This window comes from Arthrobacter sp. HS15c (assembly GCF_040812005.1).
Taxonomy (GTDB): Bacteria; Actinomycetota; Actinomycetes; order Actinomycetales; family Micrococcaceae; genus Arthrobacter.
Window position 1 is genome coordinate 1 of record NZ_JBFOHM010000004.1, and the last position, 22,025, is coordinate 22,025.

Annotated in this window: 21 protein-coding genes; 5 read left to right on the forward strand and 16 right to left on the reverse strand. The window is 65.8% G+C overall.

What is annotated here, in order from left to right:
• Positions 1 to 73 precede the first annotated feature (73 nt).
• A complete protein-coding gene (locus tag ABV518_RS07075; RefSeq protein ID WP_367766165.1) occupies positions 74 to 505 on the reverse strand; it encodes an SRPBCC domain-containing protein in 432 nt (143 codons plus the stop codon).
• Positions 505 to 1,350: a class I SAM-dependent methyltransferase gene (locus tag ABV518_RS07080; RefSeq protein ID WP_367766166.1), complete on the reverse strand. Its 846-nt coding sequence runs from the start codon at positions 1,348 to 1,350 to the stop codon at positions 505 to 507. Before ABV518_RS07080 ends, ABV518_RS07075 begins: the two co-directional genes overlap by 1 nt.
• Before the next feature lie 237 nt (positions 1,351 to 1,587).
• Here ABV518_RS07080 and ABV518_RS07085 point away from each other — a divergent pair, with 237 nt between their 5' ends.
• A complete protein-coding gene (locus tag ABV518_RS07085) occupies positions 1,588 to 1,854 on the forward strand; it encodes a Rho termination factor N-terminal domain-containing protein (protein WP_367766167.1) in 267 nt (88 codons plus the stop codon).
• 60 nt (positions 1,855 to 1,914) lie between these two features.
• On the opposite strand, the gene ABV518_RS07090 is transcribed toward ABV518_RS07085, so the two are convergent.
• Complete coding sequence (locus tag ABV518_RS07090) at positions 1,915 to 2,955, reverse strand: Ku protein (RefSeq protein WP_367766168.1); 1,041 nt, start codon at positions 2,953 to 2,955, stop codon at positions 1,915 to 1,917.
• Positions 2,956 to 2,995: 40 nt separating this feature from the next.
• On the opposite strand from ABV518_RS07090, the gene ABV518_RS07095 reads away from it, so the two are divergent.
• On the forward strand, positions 2,996 to 5,467 hold the full coding sequence (locus ABV518_RS07095; RefSeq protein WP_367766170.1) for an ATP-dependent DNA ligase: 2,472 nt from the start codon (positions 2,996 to 2,998) through the stop codon (positions 5,465 to 5,467).
• Between the two features lie 127 nt (positions 5,468 to 5,594).
• Here ABV518_RS07095 and ABV518_RS07100 read toward each other — a convergent pair whose 3' ends face one another.
• Positions 5,595 to 5,855, reverse strand: a complete 261-nt coding sequence (locus tag ABV518_RS07100; RefSeq protein WP_131133323.1) for a hypothetical protein — start codon at positions 5,853 to 5,855, stop codon at positions 5,595 to 5,597.
• A 71-nt stretch (positions 5,856 to 5,926) separates the two neighbouring features.
• The gene (locus ABV518_RS07105; protein WP_367766171.1) at positions 5,927 to 6,139 is read right to left on the reverse strand and encodes a hypothetical protein; all 213 of its coding nucleotides are present in this window, start codon (positions 6,137 to 6,139) and stop codon (positions 5,927 to 5,929) included.
• Between the two features lie 478 nt (positions 6,140 to 6,617).
• Here ABV518_RS07105 and ABV518_RS07110 point away from each other — a divergent pair, with 478 nt between their 5' ends.
• Positions 6,618 to 8,216 (forward strand): MFS transporter, encoded by a 1,599-nt coding sequence (locus tag ABV518_RS07110; RefSeq protein ID WP_367766172.1) that lies wholly within the window; start codon positions 6,618 to 6,620, stop codon positions 8,214 to 8,216.
• A 199-nt stretch (positions 8,217 to 8,415) separates the two neighbouring features.
• Positions 8,416 to 9,501: an FUSC family protein gene (locus ABV518_RS07115; RefSeq protein ID WP_367766173.1), complete on the forward strand. Its 1,086-nt coding sequence runs from the start codon at positions 8,416 to 8,418 to the stop codon at positions 9,499 to 9,501.
• On the opposite strand, the gene ABV518_RS07120 is transcribed toward ABV518_RS07115, so the two are convergent.
• The 6 genes from ABV518_RS07120 to ABV518_RS07145 form a co-directional block, all read right to left on the reverse strand.
• The gene (locus ABV518_RS07120; RefSeq protein ID WP_367766174.1) at positions 9,469 to 10,242 is read right to left on the reverse strand and encodes an SDR family NAD(P)-dependent oxidoreductase; all 774 of its coding nucleotides are present in this window, start codon (positions 10,240 to 10,242) and stop codon (positions 9,469 to 9,471) included. The genes ABV518_RS07115 and ABV518_RS07120 overlap by 33 nt on opposite strands.
• 9 nt (positions 10,243 to 10,251) lie before the next feature.
• Positions 10,252 to 12,105: an IucA/IucC family siderophore biosynthesis protein gene (locus ABV518_RS07125; RefSeq protein ID WP_367766567.1), complete on the reverse strand. Its 1,854-nt coding sequence runs from the start codon at positions 12,103 to 12,105 to the stop codon at positions 10,252 to 10,254.
• A gap of 32 nt (positions 12,106 to 12,137) precedes the next feature.
• Complete coding sequence (locus ABV518_RS07130) at positions 12,138 to 12,716, reverse strand: GNAT family N-acetyltransferase (protein ID WP_367766175.1); 579 nt, start codon at positions 12,714 to 12,716, stop codon at positions 12,138 to 12,140.
• A complete protein-coding gene (locus ABV518_RS07135) occupies positions 12,713 to 14,104 on the reverse strand; it encodes a lysine N(6)-hydroxylase/L-ornithine N(5)-oxygenase family protein (protein ID WP_367766177.1) in 1,392 nt (463 codons plus the stop codon). The genes ABV518_RS07130 and ABV518_RS07135 overlap by 4 nt, the downstream gene beginning before the upstream one ends.
• Positions 14,101 to 15,732, reverse strand: coding sequence for an aspartate aminotransferase family protein (locus ABV518_RS07140; RefSeq protein ID WP_367766568.1), 1,632 nt, complete (start codon positions 15,730 to 15,732; stop codon positions 14,101 to 14,103). The genes ABV518_RS07135 and ABV518_RS07140 overlap by 4 nt, the downstream gene beginning before the upstream one ends.
• Positions 15,733 to 15,957: 225 nt before the next feature.
• Complete coding sequence (locus tag ABV518_RS07145) at positions 15,958 to 16,497, reverse strand: hypothetical protein (RefSeq protein WP_367766178.1); 540 nt, start codon at positions 16,495 to 16,497, stop codon at positions 15,958 to 15,960.
• A 175-nt stretch (positions 16,498 to 16,672) separates the two neighbouring features.
• Here ABV518_RS07145 and ABV518_RS07150 point away from each other — a divergent pair, with 175 nt between their 5' ends.
• Positions 16,673 to 17,425 (forward strand): GAF and ANTAR domain-containing protein, encoded by a 753-nt coding sequence (locus ABV518_RS07150; protein ID WP_367766179.1) that lies wholly within the window; start codon positions 16,673 to 16,675, stop codon positions 17,423 to 17,425.
• 22 nt (positions 17,426 to 17,447) lie between these two features.
• On the opposite strand, the gene ABV518_RS07155 is transcribed toward ABV518_RS07150, so the two are convergent.
• The 5 genes from ABV518_RS07155 to ABV518_RS07175 all read right to left on the reverse strand — a co-directional run bounded on the left by ABV518_RS07155 (position 17,448) and on the right by ABV518_RS07175 (position 22,023).
• Positions 17,448 to 17,780: a GNAT family N-acetyltransferase gene (locus ABV518_RS07155; RefSeq protein ID WP_310162314.1), complete on the reverse strand. Its 333-nt coding sequence runs from the start codon at positions 17,778 to 17,780 to the stop codon at positions 17,448 to 17,450.
• Entirely contained in the window at positions 17,777 to 19,144 is a 1,368-nt protein-coding gene (locus tag ABV518_RS07160; RefSeq protein ID WP_367766569.1) for an acyltransferase, read from the reverse strand. The genes ABV518_RS07155 and ABV518_RS07160 overlap by 4 nt, the downstream gene beginning before the upstream one ends.
• A 102-nt stretch (positions 19,145 to 19,246) precedes the next feature.
• Entirely contained in the window at positions 19,247 to 19,651 is a 405-nt protein-coding gene (locus ABV518_RS07165; RefSeq protein WP_367766180.1) for a DUF1304 domain-containing protein, read from the reverse strand.
• A 54-nt stretch (positions 19,652 to 19,705) separates the two neighbouring features.
• Entirely contained in the window at positions 19,706 to 20,557 is an 852-nt protein-coding gene (locus ABV518_RS07170) for a class II fructose-bisphosphate aldolase (protein ID WP_367766181.1), read from the reverse strand.
• The gene (locus tag ABV518_RS07175; RefSeq protein ID WP_367766182.1) at positions 20,557 to 22,023 is read right to left on the reverse strand and encodes a GntP family transporter; all 1,467 of its coding nucleotides are present in this window, start codon (positions 22,021 to 22,023) and stop codon (positions 20,557 to 20,559) included. The genes ABV518_RS07170 and ABV518_RS07175 overlap by 1 nt, the downstream gene beginning before the upstream one ends.
• Between the last annotated feature and the right edge of the window lie 2 nt (positions 22,024 to 22,025).

Genomic DNA, 22,025 nt, shown 5'->3' on the forward strand with positions numbered 1-22,025 from the left:
GTCGCGCCCTCCCCTTGTGGGGAACGGGCGCGACGGCGGCCGCCTGCTTTAACCGCTTGGCCCAACCAGGTGGTCAGCCGCGTTCAGTAATCTTCTTGACGTCGGCCACGAGCATGTCCCACATGCCCTTGGAGTGCTCGGCCGCATCTTCGCTGGCGTTGTTGTCCTGCGAGAGTGTCAGCTGCGTCTGCCCGTCCTTGTCCTCCAGCGTCCAGGTCAGCGTGTGGTAGTTCTCGGGCTTGTCCTCCTCGTCGCCGAGGGGGCTGAAATGGGTGTGGACGAGCTTGTGCCCGGGTTCAACTTCGAGGATTTTCCCCTTGTCCTCGTAGGGCTTTCCTTCCCATTCCCCGCGCCAGGCGATGGGCCCGCCCACCGTCCAGTCAGTGACGAGGTCGGCCCCGAACATAAACTCCTTCACGGCTGCCGGATCGGTGATGACGCCCCAGACCTGGTCCGGCGGGGCATCGATGCTGATGCTGGACGTCGCCACATGGCCGACCGCCATCACTTAGCCTTCCGTGCCGTGAGCAGCAGGTATTCCCATTCCATTTGCCACGCGGCATCGCCATGGGCATCACCGAAGGAATCAGCCAGCTCCGTGAGGGCTTTGTCCAGGGCTTTGACTTTGTCTTCGTCGTCGGCGAGGAATTTGTAGACGGAGATGGTGGGGCCGTAATGGGACTTGAAGTACCGCAGGAAGTCCTCCGGCTGGTGGAAGCTGTGGATGGCCACGGTGCGCTTCTGCGCCTTGATGTCGGTGATCCTGTCGCCGAAGAGTTCACGCACGTGGTCCTCACTGCCCCAGAGCGGCGGCGGCTGGGCCCCGGGCGGTGGCGGAGGCGAGAACGGCTTCATGGTGGCGAACATCTTTCCGATGAACCCTTCGGGCGTCCAGCTCAGCAGCCCGATCGTTCCGCCGGGCTTGCATACCCGTACGATTTCGTCCGCCCCCGCCTGGTGATGGGGCGCGAACATCACGCCCAGGCATGACAAGACCACATCGAATTCGTTGTCCCCGAACGGCAGGGACTCGGCATCGGCTTCCCGCCATTCCAGCGAAACTCCGCGGTCGGCCGCCTGGTGCCGGCCGGCGTCGAACAGTTCCGGAGTGAGATCGCTGGCGATCACCTGGGCGCCCATCATGGCCGCAGGGATGGCAGCGTTGCCGGCCCCGGCCGCCACATCCAGAACACGCTGTTTGGCTTTGATTCCGCACGCATCAACCAGAATGGCTCCGAGGTCCAGGATCAGTTCGCTGGCCAATGCGGGGTAGTCCCCCGACGCCCACATGGCCCGGTGCTTCTGCTTCAGTGCACGGTCGGCATCTTTGACGTCCGTTGTGTCATTCATGTCGGTGTCCCTCTCCTGTGGCAGGTTTCGAGCGACAGCACGCTGCGGTAACAGGGCTGCGATGCGACCCATTGTGGCCGCAGCGGGCCGGGGTGTAAAGCGTCCGAAGGTGCTGGCCGGGCCAGAAAGCAAGCGAACTTAGGGTTCCTTGTTTTTGCGCAGGCCCGGACATAGCGTGGAGCCTGACCAGCAAAGACAGTGCCGCCGCGCACGGGCCACCGGTTTGAGGAGGATGACATGCCAGGCAAGAAAAACCCCAGCCTGAAGGATCCCGAGCTCTACGAGGAACTTCGCGAGGACGGCGCGTCCAAACAGAAGGCCGCCCGCATCTCGAATGCGGCAGCCCAGAAGGGCCGCTCCGCCGTGGGCCGCAAGGGCGGAAAGTCGGGCGACTACGACGACTGGACAGTCCCGCAGCTCAAGGCCAGGGCCAAGGAAGTAGGCCTCACCGGCTACTCCGCCAAGAAAAAGAGCGAGCTCATCTCCGCGCTCCGGAACTCCTAGGCGGCCGCCATCACCGCACCAGCGGCCCTGAGGTCCACAGCATCAGGCACGCGTGCAGGATCACGCGCCCTTGCGCGCCCGCGTGGTGGTGGCTTTCGCCGCAGGCTTGGCAGCCGACGAGTCCGCCTTTGCCGCGGGCTTGCGGGTGGTGGACTTAGTGGTGGTGGACTTTGCTGTGCTGGACTTGGCTGCAGCAGTCTTGGTTCCAGCGGCGCTCTTTGTTCCGGACTTACTCCCGGCAGCGGATTTCGCCGGAGCCTCGCCTGCTTCGTCCTCGTCGGCGTCGGTATCCTTGGCGGCCGCCGCGGAACCACCGCCGCGCTTCCGGTCCAGGCTGCGCTTGAGGGCTTCCATCAGGTCAATCACTTCACCCTTGCCGCCTTCGCCGGCTTCCACACCAAACGTCTCGTCGGTGTCCAGGGAGTCGCCCTTTTCCAGCTTGGCGTCGATGAGCGTGCGGAGCTGGATCTGGTAGTCATCGGTGAAGTGGTCCGGATCGAAGTCCGCGGCCATGGACTCCACGAGCGCCGCGGACATTTCGCGCTCTTGGGCGGAGATGCGGACGGACTCATCCAAGGCCGGGAAGCTGGCCTCCCGGACCTCGTCAGGCCACAGCAGGGACTGCAGCACCAGCACGTCGTCCTTGATGCGCAGCGCCCCCAGCCTGGTCTTCTCGCGCAGGGCAAACTGGACGATGGCCACCCGGTCCGTGTCCTCAAGCGCCCGGCGCAGCAGGACATAGGCCTTGGGCGATTTGGAGTCCGGCTCCAGGTAATAGCTTTTTTCGAACATCATGGGTTCCAGCTGCTCCGACGGGACAAACTGGACCACCTCGATCTCGTGGCTGTTCTCCGCCGGAATGGACTTCAGTTCCTCCTTGGACAGCACCACGGTCCGGCCGCCGTCCTCAAAAGCCTTGTCAATGTCCGAATAGTCGATGACCTGGCTGCACACCTCGCAGCGCCGCTGGTACCGGATCCGGCCGCCGTCGGCGTTGTGGACCTGGTGGAGGCTGATGTCGTGGTCCTCGGTGGCGCTGTAGACCTTCACGGGCACGTTGACCAGGCCAAACGCGATGGCACCTTTCCAGATGGCTCTCATCCCTCAAGTGAACCGCACGCAGCGCCGGAGGTGAAGACCTTTGGCCGGCGCTAAAGAGCGTGTCCGGGTGGCGGGGCGGGAGCTGACCCTGACCAACCTGGACAAAATCATCTATCCGGAGACCGGCACCACCAAGGCCGACGTCCTGGCGTACTACGCCGCCGTAGCACATGTCCTGATCCCGGCCGCCGCCAGGCGTCCCGCCACCCGCAAGCGGTGGGTCAACGGCGTGGGCACGGCGGAGAATCCCGGCGAAGTGTTTTTCCAGAAGAACCTGGAGGATTCCGCCCCGGGCTGGCTGCCCCGCGCGGCGATCACGCACAAGGACCGCACCATCTACTACCCGATGGTCAACGATCCGGCCACGCTTACCTGGTTTGGCCAGATCAATTCACTGGAAATCCACGTGCCCCAGTGGCAGGTGGACTCCCACGGCAAGCAGCTGAATCCCGACCGGCTGGTCCTGGACCTGGATCCCGGCGACGGCGCCGGGCTCGAAGAATGCGTGGAGGTGGCCTTCCTGGCGCGGGCCATTTTGCAGGACGTGGGCCTGGACCCCGTGCCGGTGACCAGCGGCAGCAAGGGCATCCACCTCTACGCCGGCCTGGACGGAACCCAGACCTCCGACCAGATCTCGGACTTTGCCCACGAACTGGCCCGCGCCCTGGAGGCAGACCACCCCGACCTCGCCGTCAGCGACATGAAGAAAACGCTGCGCAAGGGCAAGGTCCTGGTGGACTGGAGCCAGAACAGCGCCGCCAAAACCACCATCGTTCCCTACTCCCTCCGGGGCAGGCACGCCCCCACGGTTGCCGCCCCAAGAACCTGGCGGGAGCTCAGTTCACCGAACCTCCAGCACCTCGACTACAACGCCGTGATGCGCCGGGTGAAGGCAGGCAAGGACCCGTTCGCCGCCGTCGCCACCAGTTCCGGGAACCCGGGCGAGACCAAGCACGACGGCGGCACTCACCCGCGCCTCGAAAAGTACCGTTCGATGCGCGACCCGGACGCGACGCCCGAACCGTTCACGGGCGCCGAAGGAAACGGCGACACGTTTGTGATCCAGGAGCACCATGCCAGCAGGCTGCACTTCGATTTCCGGCTGGAGCATGACGGCGTGCTGGTGTCCTGGGCACTGCCCAAGGGGGTGCCGGACTCGGGCGGGAAGAACCACCTGGCGGTCCAGACCGAGGACCACCCCCTGGACTACGCCACGTTTGAGGGCACCATTCCCAAGGGTCAGTACGGCGCCGGCGAAGTGACCATCTGGGACCACGGCACGTACGAACTTGAGAAGTGGATCAACGGCCGGGAGGTTATAGCGACGCTCACCGGTTCCGAGGGCGGAGGCCTGGGCGGGACCAGGAAATTCGCCCTGATCAACACCGGCCGGGGGCAAGGCAGGGATTCAGACGGACAGTGGCTCATCCATCTGATGGATAAGGACCACCACACGTTCCATCCGAGAAAGGCCCCGGCGGATGATGATGGGCCCGGGAACGGGGCCGAGGGGAACGAAAACGAACAGGAGCCTGGTCCGGCGTCCGAGGCTGCCATCGAGGACCTCAGGCCCATGATGGCCACCGCCGGAACCGCCGCCGACCTCCACGGCAGCGACTGGAAGTATGAACTCAAGTGGGACGGCGTCCGGGCCGTGATCGTCGCCGACGAAGAGAAGGTCCGGATCTTCAGCCGCAACGGCAACGACGTCACCGCGACCTACCCCGAGCTGACCGACCGGACCTGCTGGCCGGACCGGCCGTTCGTCGCCGACGGCGAGATCTTCGCCGTCGGGCCTTCCGGCAAACCCGACTTCGGCGTACTTCAGGGACGCATGAAGCTGACCCGGCCCGCCGACGTCACCAAGGCCCGCGCCGCCATCCCCGTGCGGCTGATGCTTTTTGACCTGCTGTCCGACGGCGGCAAGGACCTCCGCCGCCTTCCTTTCGGCAAGAGACGGCAACGGCTTGAGGAGTTCCACCAGCCGTCGGCCTGCCCTGTGGAGCTGTCCCCGGTCCTGGATGACCGGATCGACCACATCCTGGAGAGCGCGCGGGAGTTGGGGCTCGAGGGCGTGATGGCCAAGCGGACGGACAGCCGGTATGTCAGCGGGCAACGGACCCGGACCTGGATCAAGATCAAGCTGGAGCAGACCCAGGAAGTGGTGGTGGGCGGCTGGCGGCCGGGCAAAGGCGGCCGGCAGGAGTCGGTGGGTTCACTCCTGGTGGGCATCCCCGACGGCAACAAACTTCGCTACGTGGGCCGCGTGGGCAGCGGCTTCAGCCTGCGCGAACTGACGGAACTGCGGCGGACAGTGGACGGCCTCGCGCGGAAAACCTCCCCGTTCGACGAAGTCCCCCGCGAGGATGCCTCCGACGCCCGCTGGGTGACGCCGCGGCTGGTGGGTGAGGTGACGTTTGGCCAATGGACAGGGACCGGGAAGCTTCGGCATCCGGTGTGGCGGGGGTGGCGGCTGGACAAGGCCGCGGACGAGGTGGTGGACGAGTCCTAGCGCCGCTGCGCTGGCGACGCGCAAAGTCACCGGGGAAACGGAAAAGACCTGACGACACGCGAATACGGGTGTCGTCAGGTCTTTTGCATGTCGTCAGGTCAGATGCGCGTCGTCCGGCCCAGGATTCCTAGGATGAGTGCGGCATCTGCGGGCGGCCGGTCCGGTGCACGGCCGTCACCGCTGCTTCCTGGCCGGCGCGTCCGTGGGAGGAGCCCCGTTCCTTGGGGTGGCGGCGCTTGCCGTTTCCGTCCGGCCAGCGTTGCATCCCCGCCATGGCGGTGCTCACGGCAATGGTGGCCGGCCCTGGCATGGACGGTTTGTCCATGGCTGCCGCGAGGTGTTCCGCGACCTCCGGTGCGACCTTGGACCCAGTATGTTTTTCAGCCATTTTTCTTCCTTTCCGCAATGAAATGAAGTGTTTACCAGCAGTAAGACTGGCGTGCCTTTCCGGGGCTGGAATTACCAGCGGACTTTCTTCTCGACCGGCCCCTGTTTGCCGCTTGCATGCGTGGGCTTGTGGTTCTTGCCAACGCTTTGCAGCCCGGAGTCGCCACCCCGGGACTTGCTGGCGAGCATTGCCCGCTGCGCTTCGGTGAGCCCGGCCCTGATGCCCTTGGCTTCTGGTTTTTCGCCGGCGGTGTCGGGCTCACTGGGAGTGTTTTGTTCAGTCATTGGGTGGAACCTTTCTGAGGAGGATCAGCGTATCTGACGAGATCAGCGTGGACGGGGGCCGGGCAGTCCGGGCCGCAGGCGTCCGCCTACTCAAAAATCAGTGTTCCCATGGCACAACAATAGGCAGCTTGCACCTCGCTTGTGAACCCCCGTTTTGGGCCGCCGGGGACATCCTGCCGTGGCCGGCCGGGCCGTGGCGGGCGTCACGATTGGGCCTGAACGGGCTGCCGAAAGCCGCCCTAAAGCGGCCTGGAAGAAAAAGATTAGGTAACGATGGCACCGAAGGGCCTGATTCCCAGTGATGGCGCGGCCAAAGCGCCGAAAAGAAATCAGACGACAATGGCCCAAAACGCCTTGAAACGGGTGATCCTACGGCATCGAACTCTCAATTGCCACGGAATTCGCGTAAAATTGAAGGCCTGCCCAGAGCGGGGCAGCTACAAGTCGCAAGCAAATGACCTCCATAGGAGTTGCCCAAATGCCCACAGACCGAAGCATGACCGACTCTTCAGCAGGCGTTAACAGCGCCAGCGGAACCAACAATGTAATGCCACCAACCGCACCATCCAGTGTGCGGAAACCAAAGATTCTTGCACGTCGCCGGCTCAAGGAGTCCGACGTGAATGTTGTCAACCAGCCCATGCTGAAAAAAGCACTCGGCGGAACCATCGTGGGAAACACCATGGAATGGTTCGACGTCGGTGTGTTCGGCTACCTGATCACGACCATGGGGCCGGTCTTCCTTCCTGAAGCCGACAAATCCGTCCAGACGCTGTTCCTGCTCGGAACGTTCGCCGCCACCTTCATTGCCCGTCCACTCGGCGGCGTCGTGTTCGGCTGGCTCGGCGATAAGGTGGGGCGGCAAAAGGTTCTCGCCGCAACACTGATGCTCATGGCGGCGAGCACTTTCGCCGTCGGGCTGTTGCCCGGATACGCGCAGATCGGCATCTGGGCCGCCGCGCTCCTGGTAATCCTGAAGCTCGTGCAGGGCTTCTCCACCGGCGGTGAATACGCCGGTGCCACCACATTCGTCAGCGAATACGCTCCGGACAAGCGCCGCGGCTTCTTTGCCAGCTTCCTGGACATGGGCAGCTACCTTGGCTTCGCTTTGGGTGCGGCGTTGGTTTCTGTCCTGCAGCTCACCCTTGGCCAGACCGCCATGGAGGAATGGGGCTGGAGGATTCCGTTCCTGATTGCTGGTCCCCTGGGCCTCATCGCCATCTACTTCCGGAATAAGATCGAGGAATCCCCTCAGTTCCAGGCAACCCTGGATGCCCAGGAATCCATCGGGCAGGCCGCCGCCGCAGCTGACGTGGATGCCGCCAAGAGTCCGGTCGAAATCGTCAAGGCCTATTGGCGCTCTCTCATCGTGGCCATGATCCTGGTCGCCGCTGCCAACACTGCCGGCTACGCCTTGACGTCCTACATGCCGACGTACCTCACTGAGTCCAAGGGCTACGATCCCGTCCACGGCACGCTGCTGACCATCCCTGTGCTGGTGGTTATGGCCTTGTGCATCCCGCTGACGGGCAAGCTGTCCGACCGCATCGGCCGCCGGCCGGTCCTGTGGATCGGCGCCATCAGCACCGTAGTGCTGGCGACTCCGGCGTTCCTGCTGATCGGCATCGGATCCGTCTGGTCCACGCTGGCAGGCCTCTCACTGATCGCTTTCCCGGTGACGTTCTATGTTGCGAACCTTGCTTCGGCATTGCCCGCACAGTTCCCGACGGCTAATAGGTACAGCGCCATGGGTATCGCCTACAACTTCGCCGTTGCCATCTTCGGAGGTACTACCCCGTTCATCGTTGCCGCGCTGATCACGGCGACCGGCGATGACATGATGCCGGCCTACTACCTGATGGGCACCTCCTTGGTTGGAGCTGTCGCGATCTACTTCCTCAAGGAATCAGCCCAGCGGCCCCTGCCCGGCTCCATGCCCAGCGTGGACACCCAGGCGGAGGCCAGGGAACTGGTTGCCACCCAGGACGAGAACCCGCTGATCGACCTGGACGACATGCCGTTCGAAACCCAGGACATCACCGACGCCTCGGCCACCAAGGTTCCGGCCGGAGTCTAAGCACCGCAGTCTAAGCACCGCAACAAACAAACCGGCCTGTCCGGGCCGTCTTGTAGCCGCTGTTTATCTGGCCCGCTCAAAGGCCCGTCCCGCTTTCTTTCCTTGGGGGAAGCACGCGGGGCGGGCCTTAGCCGTGCGCCGGGAGATAATTTTGAAAGGCCCCGCTCGGGGCAGCCAACCACACGAGGGGTGTCAACGCGTGAAGCCAGTGCTGCGGCAGGTCCGCGCCCTCCACCGGCTGGAACCCGCGAACAACGACCACCTGGCGGCGCTCCGCGTTGCCCTCAGTGTCGCTGTCCCCTCGCTCCTCCTGCTGCTTCTGGGGCGCGCCGACCTGATCATCTACGCGGTGTTCGGCGCCCTGACAGGGATGTACGGACGGTCCGAACCGCACCAGCTGCGGCTCCGGCACCAGTCCCAGGCTGCGCTGGTTCTCCTCAGCGGGGTGGCCGTGGGCGTCTTCCTATCCGTTAACCACCTCCAGTCGTGGTGGCTGGTGGTGGTGGAGGCGGTGCTCGCCGGCGTCGGTTCGGTGTATTCGGACCGTGTGAAGCTCAAGCCCAACGGCCCGTTCTTCGGCATCCTCGCCCTGGGTGCCTGCGCCTCTGTACCTATGGCCGTCCCCTGGTACGCCGCCCTGCTGATTGCCGCCGGAGCGGCTGGCTTCTCCATCCTGGTGGGCTTCGGCGGCTGGGTCCGCGGCCGGGCCTGGCAGCCGGGAGCCGCGCGCGACGTCGTATCCCTCCGCGGTGCGGCAGGGCGGGCGGCCGCCGTGCACGCGGCCAGGTACACGCTGGCTGTCGGCCTGGCGGGAGCCATCGGGGTCATCAGCGGCAGCGGACATCCGCACTGGGCCATGGCAGCCGCTGCTGTCCCGCTGGCCGGGGCCGACCTCCCCAGCCGGGTCCGGCGGGGAATCCACCGCATTGTGGGGACATTCCTCGGACTGGCCGTCACCGCCGTCGTCCTTGTCCAGGCCCCGTGGTCGCTGGCGCCGCTGTTCGCAGCCCAGCAGGTGGCGGTCCTGGCCATCCTGGTCATCGTTTTCCAGTTCACCACCGAGCTGTTTATGGCCCGGCACTACGGCCTGGCCATGGTCTCCTTCACGCCCGTGATCCTGCTGATGACGCAGCTGGCGGCACCGATCGACCCCGCCGTGCTCATCCTGGAACGCGGTGTGGAAACGTTTGTGGGCGCGCTCGTGGGAATCCTCGTGGTCGTGGCGGTAAGGACCCGGCCAGGGCGGAGCCCGCTACTTCGCCTTGCGCGCCGGTCCGGTAACTAACCGGTCCGGCAGCACGCGGACCGCAGCAGCCAGGGCCTTGTAGCGCTTCGAGGGGATGGACACGGCCTTACCGCGAAGGTTGTCGGCCAGGCCTTCCCGCACCACCCGCTCGGCAGTCAGCCAGGTCCAGGCAGGCGCAACCGACTTGTCCATGCCCATCCGGTCGTGGAACTCGGTGTGGGTGAAGCCTGGGCACACCGCCGTAACCTTCACGCCCCGCGCCGAGTAGGCCAGGTTGGCCCAGCGGCTGAAGCTGAGCAGCCACGCCTTCGCGGCCGAGTACGTGCCGCGCGGCAGGAACGCCGCCACGCTGGCCACGTTGATGATCCGCCCCGAACCGCGTTCCAGCATGCCCTGCAGCGCGGCGTGGCTCAGTTCCATGGCCGTCTCACCGTGCAGCTTCAGGTGCCGTTTCTCCTCGTCGATGTGGTTCTGCTCGAAGTTGTGGAGCAGGCCGATGCCCGCGTTGTTGACCAGGACGCCCACCGGATTTTCCGCGGCAGCGAGGCGTCCGACGACGGCGGCCACACCGCCGTCGTCCGTCAGGTCCGCGGGCAGCACCTCAGCCGTGATCCCGTACCGCCGTTCCAGGTCCGCCGCCGTCTTTTCCAGCCGGGCCCGGTCCCGGGCCACCAGCACCACGTTGTGTCCCTGGGCCGCCAGCTGGCGGGCGAACTCCGCGCCCAGCCCGGCGCTGGCACCGGTGATGAGGGCTGTGGTCTTATCGTCCCGAGGCGTCATGCCCCCAGCCTATAAGGCGAACCTTGCCAGCGGGTTCTTCAGCCGCCCTGCCATCTGCAGCCCGCCGGACGGGTCGGTCAGGTCGAGCATTTGCTGGTTGTTCCGCAACTGCAGCCGGTTCAGGCACGACAGTTCAAAATCGGTGGCGAACAGGTCGTGGCGGGCGAACTGGTCCGCCAGCTCCGGATTCTCGGCCTGGTAATCCCGGATGACCCGGGCGGCGGTGCCCCAGAACTCCTCCTCGCTGAGCTTTCCGTCCTCCACCAGCAGCGCGCCGAGGAAGCGGAAGATGCAGTCGAAGACGTCGGTAAAGATGGCCAGCACCTTTTCGCCGTCGGGAATGTCCGCGCGGATGCGTGACACTTCTTCGGGGAGGTCCAGCCGGTCCCCCATCACCACGATTTCCTCGGCGATGTCCTTCATGACTGCCCGGACTGGCACGCCGTCCTCCAGCACCAGGATGACGTTCTCGCCGTGCGGCATAAACGCCAGTTCGTACCGGTAGAGGCAGTGGACCAGCGGAACAAGGTAGGCCTCGAAGTAGCGGCGCAGCCATTCGGCAGGTTCCAGTCCGGACCGCTCGATGAGGGCGGAAACCATCGGCTTACCGGCTGAATCGACGTGCAGCAGCGACGCCATCGTGGCCAGCTGCTGGCCATCCTCCAGCAGCTGAAGCGGGCTTTCCCGCCACAGCGCCGACAGCATCTTCCGGTACGGCGAGCCCTTGGCGGACGCGGCCTCGTAGTAGCCGTTGTGGTAGCCGATGGCCGCTATCTCGCTGATCATGGCCAGGCCGCGCTTCTGCAAGGCGTCGTCCGAACGGATCAGGTCCTGCAGCCAGTCGTTGATTGCCGGGGTGGCTTTCATGTACTGCGGCGAGAGGCCCCGCATGAAGCCCATGTTCAGGACCGACATCGCCGTCTTGACGTAGCTCTTCGCCGGGGCGCTGGTGTTGAAGAACGTGCGGATGGACTGCTGGGCCTGGTAGCTGTCCGGGCCTGTCCCCAGGTGGATGATGTGCTGCTGCGCGATTTCGGCGGCGAACGTGACGGTGAGCTTGTTTTCCCACTGCCAGGGGTGCACGGGCATCAGGAAGTACCCGGCCGGGTCAACGCCCTGGGCGGTGAATTCGGCGTCAAAGGACTGCAGGACCCCGGCACCCAGTTCGGCCTCCAGGTGGGCACGGTAGTCCAGTGCGGCGCTGGACGTGAAGACAGCCTTGCTGCGGTGCACCCCGATCCATTCGATCCGGACAGGAGCCCCGGTTTCCGGGGCAAACGCCCGGTAGTCACTGATGCCGAAGCCCAGCCGGCCGTTGTTGGCCACGAAACACGGATGGCCTTCGGTCATGCTGCGCTCGATGGCCTGGAAGTCGGCCGCCGGGTCGGTTCCGCCCGTCACGCCGGCAACAAGCTCCTGGGCCGAGGGCTGCCCCAGCCACTGCTTGTAGGAGTGCCCGGCCAGGGTGCTGCTGATCTCCTCGAGGTAGACCGGGAGCATTTCCTCGCGAATCCCCAAGGTGTCCTTGAACTCGGTAATGAAATGCAATGCGTCGGGGGCGGCATCCCCACCGTTCCGGGTGCAGCGGATGGACGCGGCGTCCACCGACCAGTGCTCCAGCTCCAGGACGCGGGCGGTGAACGAGTACGCCGTGGAGCCGTCGTCGCTGCGGACCACGTACACGGCGGGCTCAGCCGGGTCTGCGGCGCCCGCGCCTGAGCCCGCGCCGGAGCCCAGCCGCTGCGGCACCAGAATGCGTTCGTGCAGGAATTCGGCAAGTGCCTTGCGGACCAGGTGGCGGTTGGCCGTGGCCCAGCGTTCCGGCGCGAGGTGCGGCACGGTGTCCGCGGTGGTTCCCGCCATGGCGGCGGCGGTTGGGTCCAGCTCGATGGTGGTCACAGTGTGGCTCCCTGGTGGATCGGGGCGGAAAGGTCTTGGGGGTTGCGGAGCGCCGCGCGGGCGGCGAGGTAGTCCTGGCGGGTGCAGAAGCTGAGCAGAGCTTCCTTGTCCGGCAGCGTTACGACTCCTGCCGGCTGGAAGCCGAGCCGCTCATTGAGCACATGGATTTTGGTGTTCCGGGCGTCCGGTTCCACCACAACGCGTTCCACGCCCGGCTTCGCAAACAGCCGGTCCAGCACGGCGTCCATCACCGCGGCGGTATACCCGGGTTTGGGACCTTCCGACGGCGGCGCCACCAGCAGGTGCATGCCGATGTCGCCGTCCTGTACGGCATAGGCGGCGGCCAGCGGTGAGGCGGACGGACGGTACTCCTCCATCAGGAAGGCGGGGACGCCGCCGTCGAGCCCCAGCAGGGCATGGTGGTGCCCGCTGGACTGGATCGTTGTGTACTCCTCCACAACCCTGTCGACTGTGGCGGACAGCATCCCCCAGAACGACGCGTAGGGCTGGGTGACCCAGCTGTGGAGGAGGGGTGCGTCGGCAACGGCGTCAACGCAGCGGAATGTGAAGCTCATGCGGTCACCTCCGCTTTTTGTGTGTGCTCTTCCCGGGCCGGGCCTGCTCCGGCCGGAACAGTTTCCGGCGCGCCGAACTGCTGGAACGCGATGCTGCGCTCCACTGGATAGACCTCGCGGCCGGTGATCTCGCGCAGGATGCACGAGTTGCGGTAGGCAGCCATGCCCAGGTCCGGGGTGACAAAGCCGTGCGTGTGCAGTTCGGCGTTCTGGACGAAGATTTCGCCGGGTTCGACGCCGGTGCTGTAGTTGCGTGCCACGGCGAACCGGCCGGCTCTGTCCCGTGCGATCCGGTCCTGGACACCTACCAGAAAGCCCGGTTCCTGGTAGGTGTAGCCGGTGGCCAGGACCACGGCCTCGCTGTCCAGCGCGTAGTCGGTGCCCTGTTCCTCGTGCCTGAGCTGCAGGGTGTGGGAACCGGCGGCCGGATCCCACGCGGCGCCGGTGAGCGATGAGTGCGTGAGGAGCTGGGTGTCCACCATGCCGGAGAGGCTCTTGGTGTACAGGAGGTCGTAGATGGCGTCGATCAGCTCGGAGTTGATGCCCTTGTAGAGGTTCTTCTGGCTCTTGATCAGGCCGTCGCGCTGGTCCTGCGGCAGCCCGTGGAAGTAGTCCACGTATTCCGGCGAGGTCATCTCCAGCGTGAGCTTGGTGTACTCCAGCGGGAAGAACCGGCCGGACCGGGTGACCCAGTTCAGCTGGTACCCGAACGTGTCGATGTCCTGCAGGAGCTCGTAGTAGATTTCGGCGGCGCTCTGGCCGCTGCCTACGATGGTGATGCTGCGTTTGGTCTGCAGCTCACTCTTCCTCGACAGGTATTCGGCGTTGTGGAGGACAAGTCCCCCGCCGTTGGCCGCCGCGTCGACTATTCCGTCACAGGACGCCGGCATATAGGGCGAGGTGCCCGTGCCCAGCACCAGGCGCCGCGCCAGCAGCACCTCTGGCCCCTCCGGACCCTGCAGCGAAAGGCGGTACACGCCGGCGTCGTACGTTACATCCAGCACAGCCGTGCTAAAACGGACGGACCGGAGCTGGCCGGCCACCCACTGGCAGTACTGGTTGTATTCAGCGCGCAGCGGATAGAAGTTCTCGCGGATGTAGAACCGGTAGAGGCGTCCGGTCTGCTTGAGGAAGTTCAGGAACGAATACGGCGAGGTGGGGTCGGCCAGAGTCACCAGGTCAGCCATAAACGGCACCTGGAGGTGGGCCGGCTCCAGCATCATGCCGGGGTGCCAGTCGAAGGATTCCCGCTGTTCCAGGAAGACGCCGTCCAGGCCGTCCACCGGCTCGCTGAGGGCGGCGAGGCCCAGGTTGAAGGGCCCGACGCCGATGCCGGCGAAGTCGTAAATGCGCGGTTCTGCAGAAGTGCCAAAGTCCGGGGTGCTCATGCGGATGCTCCCGTCGTGGCGGTGTTGGCCAGCAGCTGCGCGCCGGTGCGGCGGAGCAGTTCGATGATCTCCCTGATGTCCCCCAGCGTTGCTTCGGCGTTGAGGAGGGTGAACTTCAGGTAGTGCCGACCAGCTACCTTGGTGCCGGCCACCACGGCCTGGCCGGAGGCGAAGACCGCCGCGCGGATGGCCGGGTTGAGGGCGTCGGCCGCGTCCTCGGAGAGCCGACCGCCGCTGTCGGCAAGCGCTCCAGCACCAGCACCAGCATCAGCACCAGACACAGAACCAGAGACATGCGGCCGGTACCGGAAGACCAGCGTGCTGAGCTGAGGGTCGGCGGCGAGCTCGAAGTCGTCGTCGGCCGCCAGCACGGACCCCACGCGGGTGGCAAGGTCGATGGCCTCGTCAAACAGGGCGCCGACCGCGTCCGCGCCCATGATGCGCAGGGTCAGCCACAGCTTGAGCGCGTCAAAGCGCCGGGTGGTTTGGATGCTCTTGTCCACCTGGTTGGGGATCTCGGCCAGGGCGGCGCTTTCCGGGTTCAGGTAGTCCGCGTAGTAGGTGACGTGCCGCAGCATGGCGCGGTCCCGGACCAGCAGGGCGCTGGAGCTGACGGGCTGGAAGAACGTTTTGTGGAAATCCACGGTGACGGAATCGGCCAGCCGCGTGCCGTCCAGCAGGTGGCGGTAGCGGTTCGAAACCATCAGCCCGCCGCCATACGCGGCATCAATGTGGAACCACGCGCCGTAGGCGCGGGCCAGTGCCGCGAGCTCCGCGAGCGGGTCCACGGCGCCGAAGTCAGTGGTTCCGGCGGTGGCCACAACCGCCATCGGCACCAGCCCGGCGTCGTGCGCTTCCGCCATGGCCTCGGCGAGGGCGGCAGGGTCCATTTTGTGGTCAGCGGCGCACGGGACGGAGATGACGGCGTCGAAACCCATACCGAGCATCGATGCGGATTTCTGGATGCTGAAATGGCTGTCCGCGGACGTGAAAATGCGCAGCTTTTCAAGCAGGGCGGGCAGCCGGAGTCCGGTGTTGGCCGGTTCCTGGCGCAGGCCCGCCACGGCGTGGTTGCGGGCGATCAGCAGGGCCTGCAGGTTGGACTGGCTGCCGCCGGAAGTGAACACGCCGTCGGCAGCCGCCCCCAGCTGCAGCCGCTCGGCGGTCCAGTCGATGAGCCGGCGCTCGATCATGGTGGCGCCTGCACTCTGGTCCCAGGTGTCCATCGAGGAGTTCACCGCGGAGAGGATGGCCTCCCCCACCAGCGCCGGGATCACCACCGGGCAGTTCAGGTGGGCGGCGTACTTGGCATCGTGGAAGTAGATGGCATCCCGGAGGTAGACGGACTCGAGCTCCTCGAGGGCAGCGGCGGTGTCCGGGAGCGGGCGGTCCAGGTCCACGGCACCGATGCGCGCCTTCATTTCGGCAGGTCCGACGCCGGTGAACGGCCGGGCGGTGCGGTCCAGTTTGGTGGCAACTGCGTTGACGCCCTGCAGCACCTGCGCCACGTAACGGTTGGAGTTCCGGGTGTTGAACAGATGGTTGGTGGCGGCGAGGGCAAGCTCCACGCGGGAGCCAAAATCCTGTCCGGGCAGGGCATGGCCCACCTGGTTCTCATCCACGTACATCTCATCGACACGGGGCAGCAGCGGCACGGTGGTCATCCTTAGTTTTGACGTTGGGGGTCTTTAGCAAGGCAAGCCTTACTTAGGCATGCCTTTTCGTCAAACTTTTGTGACCTATTTATCGAAACCGCGGGAATGCGGGCACATTAGGGGTCCCGAACGCGTCATTGACTGGCGCACGTCGCCGATCAGGGGCAAAATGCCCGCGCGAACGTGCAGACAAGGCCCTCAATGATGGACGCGGAGGGCTTTAGCTGCATGTTCGCGCCGGGAGCGTTTGGTTGCCGCGGCGCGGGACGGACGCACCGGATGGACGGGGTCGGTGGGCTGGCTGGGGTGGCCAACCACCGCGGCGTCGGCAGCGTCCCGGCGCGCCGCTTCGAAGTCGGCGGCCGAATGGATGGGGCACACCGGCAGGTAGACCGGCTCGAGCAGCGACAGGCGGAAGTCGTCGACCTCCTCCAGCGCCGCAGCAGCAGCAAGCCCCATTGCGTGATGGATGGCCGCATGCTGCCCTGATCGGTGCGAGCCAGGACTGGCGATGTGGCGAAGATGTGCCAGGACGCCGGCGTCAAGGTGGATGGCGTGCCGCAGGTCCAGGGCTATCTGGGGGGCGGAGGCGAGGCGCTGCGCCCGGAGGAGCAGGTGCAGCAGCGCCGGAAAATTGTTCTGCGTCAGGCAGCCTCCGACATCAACGCTGATGTTTCCGCGGTCCACATCAACGTGGACAACAATCCGAAGCTTGTGATGGGAAAGTTTGTGGCTCATGGCGATCTCCGCATAGGTGCCCGCGGGCACACTGCATGGCCCACCATCGACTTTATAAAAATGTTGAGCAGCTCACAATACTGCGTAGTTGAATGACGGCGCGGCGGCTTGACCAACGCTGGGCGAGGACCCCTGGAACCCACCTTTTTCATGGGGTCAGGCCTAAACTGAGGCTATGGACAAGTCAGCGTTTGAGGCGCAGAGCCGCGCCGACGACGCCGTGGCTGAACAACTCCAGAACCTGGTAGTCGACAGCCGGGACGTCAACGAATTCCTGCACGAATTCTGCGACTACTCGGCCCGTGCCCTCTCCGAAGCAATGGAGCTCCCTGTGGTCTGCGCTGTGACGCTCAGCCGGCAGCGTCGGACCACTACAGCGGCCTGGAGTGATCCGCAGGCCCGGCTGATGGACGAGATCCAGCAGAACCATGGCGCCGGACCGTGCCTGCAGGCCATGAACAGCGGCACCACGGTCCTCGTCCCTGACACCCGGCACGACACACGCTGGCCCGAATACGGGCAGGCCATCGCAGACATGGGCCAGCTCAGCGTCCTGGCCGTTCCCCTGACCCTGGACGAGGACTCCAGGGCAGCCTTGAATATTTTCGCCCCGGAAGTGAACGCCTTCGGGTCAGAGTCCATCAGCAACGCGGAGCTGTTCGCCGCCCATGCCCAGAGTTCGCTTCGGCTGGCAGTGCGTGTTGCCGCCGGCCAGCAGCTGGCGGCGGACCTCAGGGCAGCCATGGAATCCCGGACGGCGATCGACCTCGCCGCCGGCATCATCATGGGCCAGAACCGCTGCTCGCAGGAGGAGGCCATGGCCATTCTGGTCAGGGCCTCCAGCGGCAGGAACCAGAAGCTCCGGACCCTGGCGGAGAACCTGGTCGCCTCAATCTCCAGCCAGGAACCGTTCACCCACTTCGATTAACCAGCTCGCCCAAGAAATTCGACTAAACGTCCTCCGGCCAGTCGATGTACTGTTCGTACCCCTCATGCTGGCGGAGGTAGCCGGAAATGAAGGGGCAATGCGGGATGATCCGTTTCCCCGAGGCCACCACGTCATCCAGCGCGAAATGCGCCAGCACCTTGCCCAGGCCCTGGCCCTTGAACTCCTCGGCCGTCTCCGTGTGGGTGAAATCTATATGCCCCGGCCGGTCCCGGAAAAAGGACTGCACAGCCACCTTCCCGCCGACCCGCAGCTCGTAGCAGTGGTGTGCGTCGTTCCGCGCCAGTGAAACGTCGGGGCTGAATTCGTCCTCGGTGGAAATCATGTTCTCGGTCATGGTTCGACACTGGCACTACTTGGCCCTGCTGGCAATGGCCCGCCCTCCTGCCCGCCGGACAGTCCGCCGCGGGCCGCCCGGGGCTGCTCCGGCACCCGCTCCGGCATCCTGCCCAGCAGCAGCACGGCGAGCGCGAAGCATGCTGCTCCCCCGCCCAGGAGGCCCAGCGTGAGGCCGTTGAAGGCGGCATCGGTCACCGGAATGAAGACCACGACGGCGGCGGTCACCACCGCACCGGCGGGCCGGCCCCGGGTGTGGAGTGACGCCGTCGGACGTTCCTCCAGCCGCCCGAAGGCGGCCAGGACGGGAAGCAGCAGTGCAACCACGCCCAGGAGCACCAGCGGCCGCGCCCACCACCATCCAGCGCTTCCGGCGGCCGGCTTGGGGAAGTCGGTGAGCAGCAGGAGCCCTGACATCCCCACCAGCAAGGGAAGGTGCCAGAGATAGACCGTCATGGACCGGCGCCCGGCGACAGACACCAGCGCACTGACCCAGCGCACCCCCGCAACCCAGCCGAGCCCGGGGCGGACCAGCTGGAGGAAGGCCGCCTGCGATACGCCCAGCAGCAGCAGGCAGAGGTTGGGCGGGTTCAGGTTCACCAGCATGTCCCCGGAATACAGGCCCAGCCCCGTCACCACGCCCAACAGCAGGTTGGCCGCGACGACCAGCCCCACCAAGGCGGACCGGGACACCCGGGTAAAGTGGCCGTCCGCCATCAGGAAACCCAGCTGCTGCACTGCGCACCACAGGAACACCAGGTTGGCGTAGGCCAAGAGGGGCAGGACGCCGCGGAAGCACTCCACGGCCACCACCAGCCCGGCCAGCGCCCCCACCGTCAGCCAGGGCGCACGGTCATGGAAGCGGGCCAGCAGGGGAATGTTCAGCTGCGCGGCGAGATACGCGGCCAGGAACCACAGCGGCATGCCCGCGCCGGCGGTCATCAGCTGGATCACCTGGGGGTCAACGCCCAGCAGCAGGGCCGCCCACAGACCCAGGAACATGCAGGCCAACAGCGCCGCCGCCGGCCGGACCAGGCGGAGCAGTCGGGCCTGGGCGAACTCGAAGCCGGTGCCGCCCCGGACCTTGAGCCGCTGCCAGGACTGCAGGCCGGTGGTTCCGCCTGTCACGAAGAACAGCGGCATCACCATAAAAATCCAGATGACGGGTACGAACCAGCCCTGCGACGTGAGGGTGTTTTCGGTGGTGACGGTGCCGTCCCGGTGCAGGACCGGGCTGACCATCATGCAGTGCCCCACTACCACCAGTGCCAGGCAGAAGAACCGGACGAGGTCGATGACCAGGTCGCGTTCAGCGTCGCGCCGACCAACAGGTCCGTGTTGCGGGGTTGCCCCCTGCTCCTGCACACCACTCACGTACGGTCCCTACAAGCGCCGGATGTTGTTGTTACCTACATTCTCCGCCCGGACGGTCCGGCTGCGGCAAGGTGCCGCGCTGGAGATCGTGCGTTACAGGTTCAGCGCCACGAGCCCCAGTACGACGGCGAGCAGCGGCGTGGCGCCCTGGGTGGCGGCTGCGCGGAGGTACTTTTTCCCGCTCAGGGCGAGCACCACGGCGGCCAGCAGCATGGATCCGCAGCAACTGAAGAGCAGGGTCCAGCCGGCTACGGACGGCGCCGACCCCGCGGCGGCGAACGCCACGCAGCCGGTACCGATGAACGCCCCGATGGCCAGGAACAGGTTGTAGAAACCTTGGTTGTAGGCGAGGGGTTTGGTGGTTTCGGCGTCGACCTGTGAAGCGACGCCGAAGCGTTTCCAGGTGGCGGGCCTGGTCCAGGTGAGCGATTCCATCGTGAAGATGTAGACGTGCAGGGCTGCGGCAAGGAACGCAAAAAGGAGGGAGGCCAGGATCATGTGCTGATCCTAGCCTCCCTCCCCTGCGCTGACCCGTTCATCAGGTCCGGAAAATCAGCGCGTGAGCATGCCCAGCGCGGCGGTTGCGAACTCCCTGGCCGAGGTGTTCCAGTGGCCCAGGAGGCCCTGCAGGTTTTCGCCGTCGGCCCGGTGCGCCGGCAGCTGGTCCTGGAGCGTGGACAGCACACCGGTGCGGAGCTCGGTGTTGAAGTTGACCTTGCCCACGTTCATTGCGGCGGCCTTGACCAACTCGCCGGCCGGAATGCCGGACGCGCCATGGAGCACCAGCGGGATGTGGGTCCGCACGGCGATGTCCTGCAGGACATCCCAGCGCAGCTGCGGCTCGCCCTTGTACTTACCGTGGACGTTGCCCACGGCCACGGCCAACAGCTGTGCGCCGGTCCGGGCCACGAAGTCCTCCACCTGGGCGGAATCGGTCAGGCCGGCCACCGCCACTCCGGCGTCGTCCGCGCCGAAGGCCCGGTCCTCGTCGCCGGCCAGGCCGCCGAGTTCCGCCTCAAGCACTACGTCGGCACCCAGCGCCTCACGGGCCGCGAGGACCAGCGCAATGTTGTCCTCATACGGAAGGGAGGAGCCGTCCGCGAGGACCGAATCCGCCCCAGCGGCCACGGCGTCGGCCATCACTGCGAGGTCCGACGCGTGGTCCAGCTGGACCGCCACCGGGACGGACGCGGCGTCTGCCAGGCCGCGGAGCGCGGCGATCAGCCGCAGGCCGTTGGCCGTGGCGGCCGTCTTGGGGGCCACCAGCAGGATGACCCCATGGCCTGCGTCCTCGGCAGCGCCCACAACGGCCAGCGCTGTGGTGAAGTCGTAGCACGTGAACGCCGGAACGGCGGAGCCCTGCTGGAGGGCGGAGGTGACGAGGTGGTCGAGTCGGGTGCGCATCAGACGCCCAGGCCTCCCACCAGGATCCAGGCGACAAAGGTGAGGATAAAGCCGGCCAGGCCCAGGATGGTGGTCAGCACGGTCCAGGTCTTGAGGCCGTCGGAAACGGTGAGGCCGTAGTAGCGCACCACAGTCCAGAAGCCGGCGTCGGTCACGTGGGACAGGCCCAGGGAGCCGAAGCCGATAGCGATCACGATGATGGCGATCTGGGCCGGCGAGTAGCCGCCTTCCATCACGGCCGACGTCAGCAGGCCGGTGGTGGTGACGATGGCGACGGTTGCCGAACCCTGGGCTGCGCGCAGTGCCAGGGAGATCACGAAACCGAGCACAATGACCGGCAGGCCAAGGTGGTCCAGGGTCTGCGACAGCGCGGCACCGATTCCGGACGTGCGGAGCACCTCACCGAACACACCGCCGGCAGCGACCACCATCAGGATGGAGGCGATGGGAGGCAGTGCGCCTTCGAAGATCTCGCCGGTTTCCTTGAGGGACCAGTTGCGGCGGACAGCCAGCAGGAAGAAGGACAGGGCAACAGCCACCAGCAGGGCGAAGAACGGGTTGCCGATGAACGCAGCGAGGCCGTACCAGGAATTGTCCTTGGGGATGGTGAGCGTGCCCAGGGTACCGATCAGGATCTGCACGATCGGGGCGGCGATGAGGAAGATGATCAGGGCCGGACGCGGCGGGGCGATGCCGACGGCTCCGGGGCCGTCGTGGCCGACCTTGACCAGGGAGTCGGAACCGAATTCGTCCACCTGTGCCTTGACGCCCGGGAGGAGCTCGTATTCTTTACGGTTCATGATGCCGGCAACCCAGTAGGACAGGAAGCCGAGCGGGACGCAGATCAGCAGCGAGATGAGGGTGATCAGGCCGATGTCGGCACCGAACACACCGGCGCCGGCGACGATGCCCGGGTGCGGCGGGACAGCAACGTGGATGGAGAGCATGATGCCCGCCATGGGCAGGCCGAACTTGACCGGGTGGACGTTGGCGATCTTGGCGAAGGCGTAGACGATGGGGACCAGCACAATGATGCCCACCTCGAAGAACACCGGAATGGCAACCAGGAAGCCGACGGCGGTCAGGGCCACCGCAACCCGCTTGGCGCCGAGCTTCTCCGTGAAGTGCGCGGCCAGCGACTGGACGCCGCCGGAAACTTCGATCATCCGGCCCAGGACGGCGCCGAGCGCAATCAGCAGGGCTACCTTGCCCATGGTGCCGCCCACTCCGGTGGCCACCACCGTGAAGACGTCCTTGAGCGGGATCTGGGAAGCCACGGCCACCAGGATGCTGACGGTCAGCAGCGCCACGAAGGCCTGGATCTTGAAGCGGATGATCATCACCAGCAGGATGGCGATGCCAACGGCGGCAATGGTGAGCAGCAGAGGTGTGCCTAGTTCTACTGCCGGTTTGATGGCGGGGGCGTCGGCCGCCCGCACTATCAGGGGGTTCATCAGGTGGTTCATGA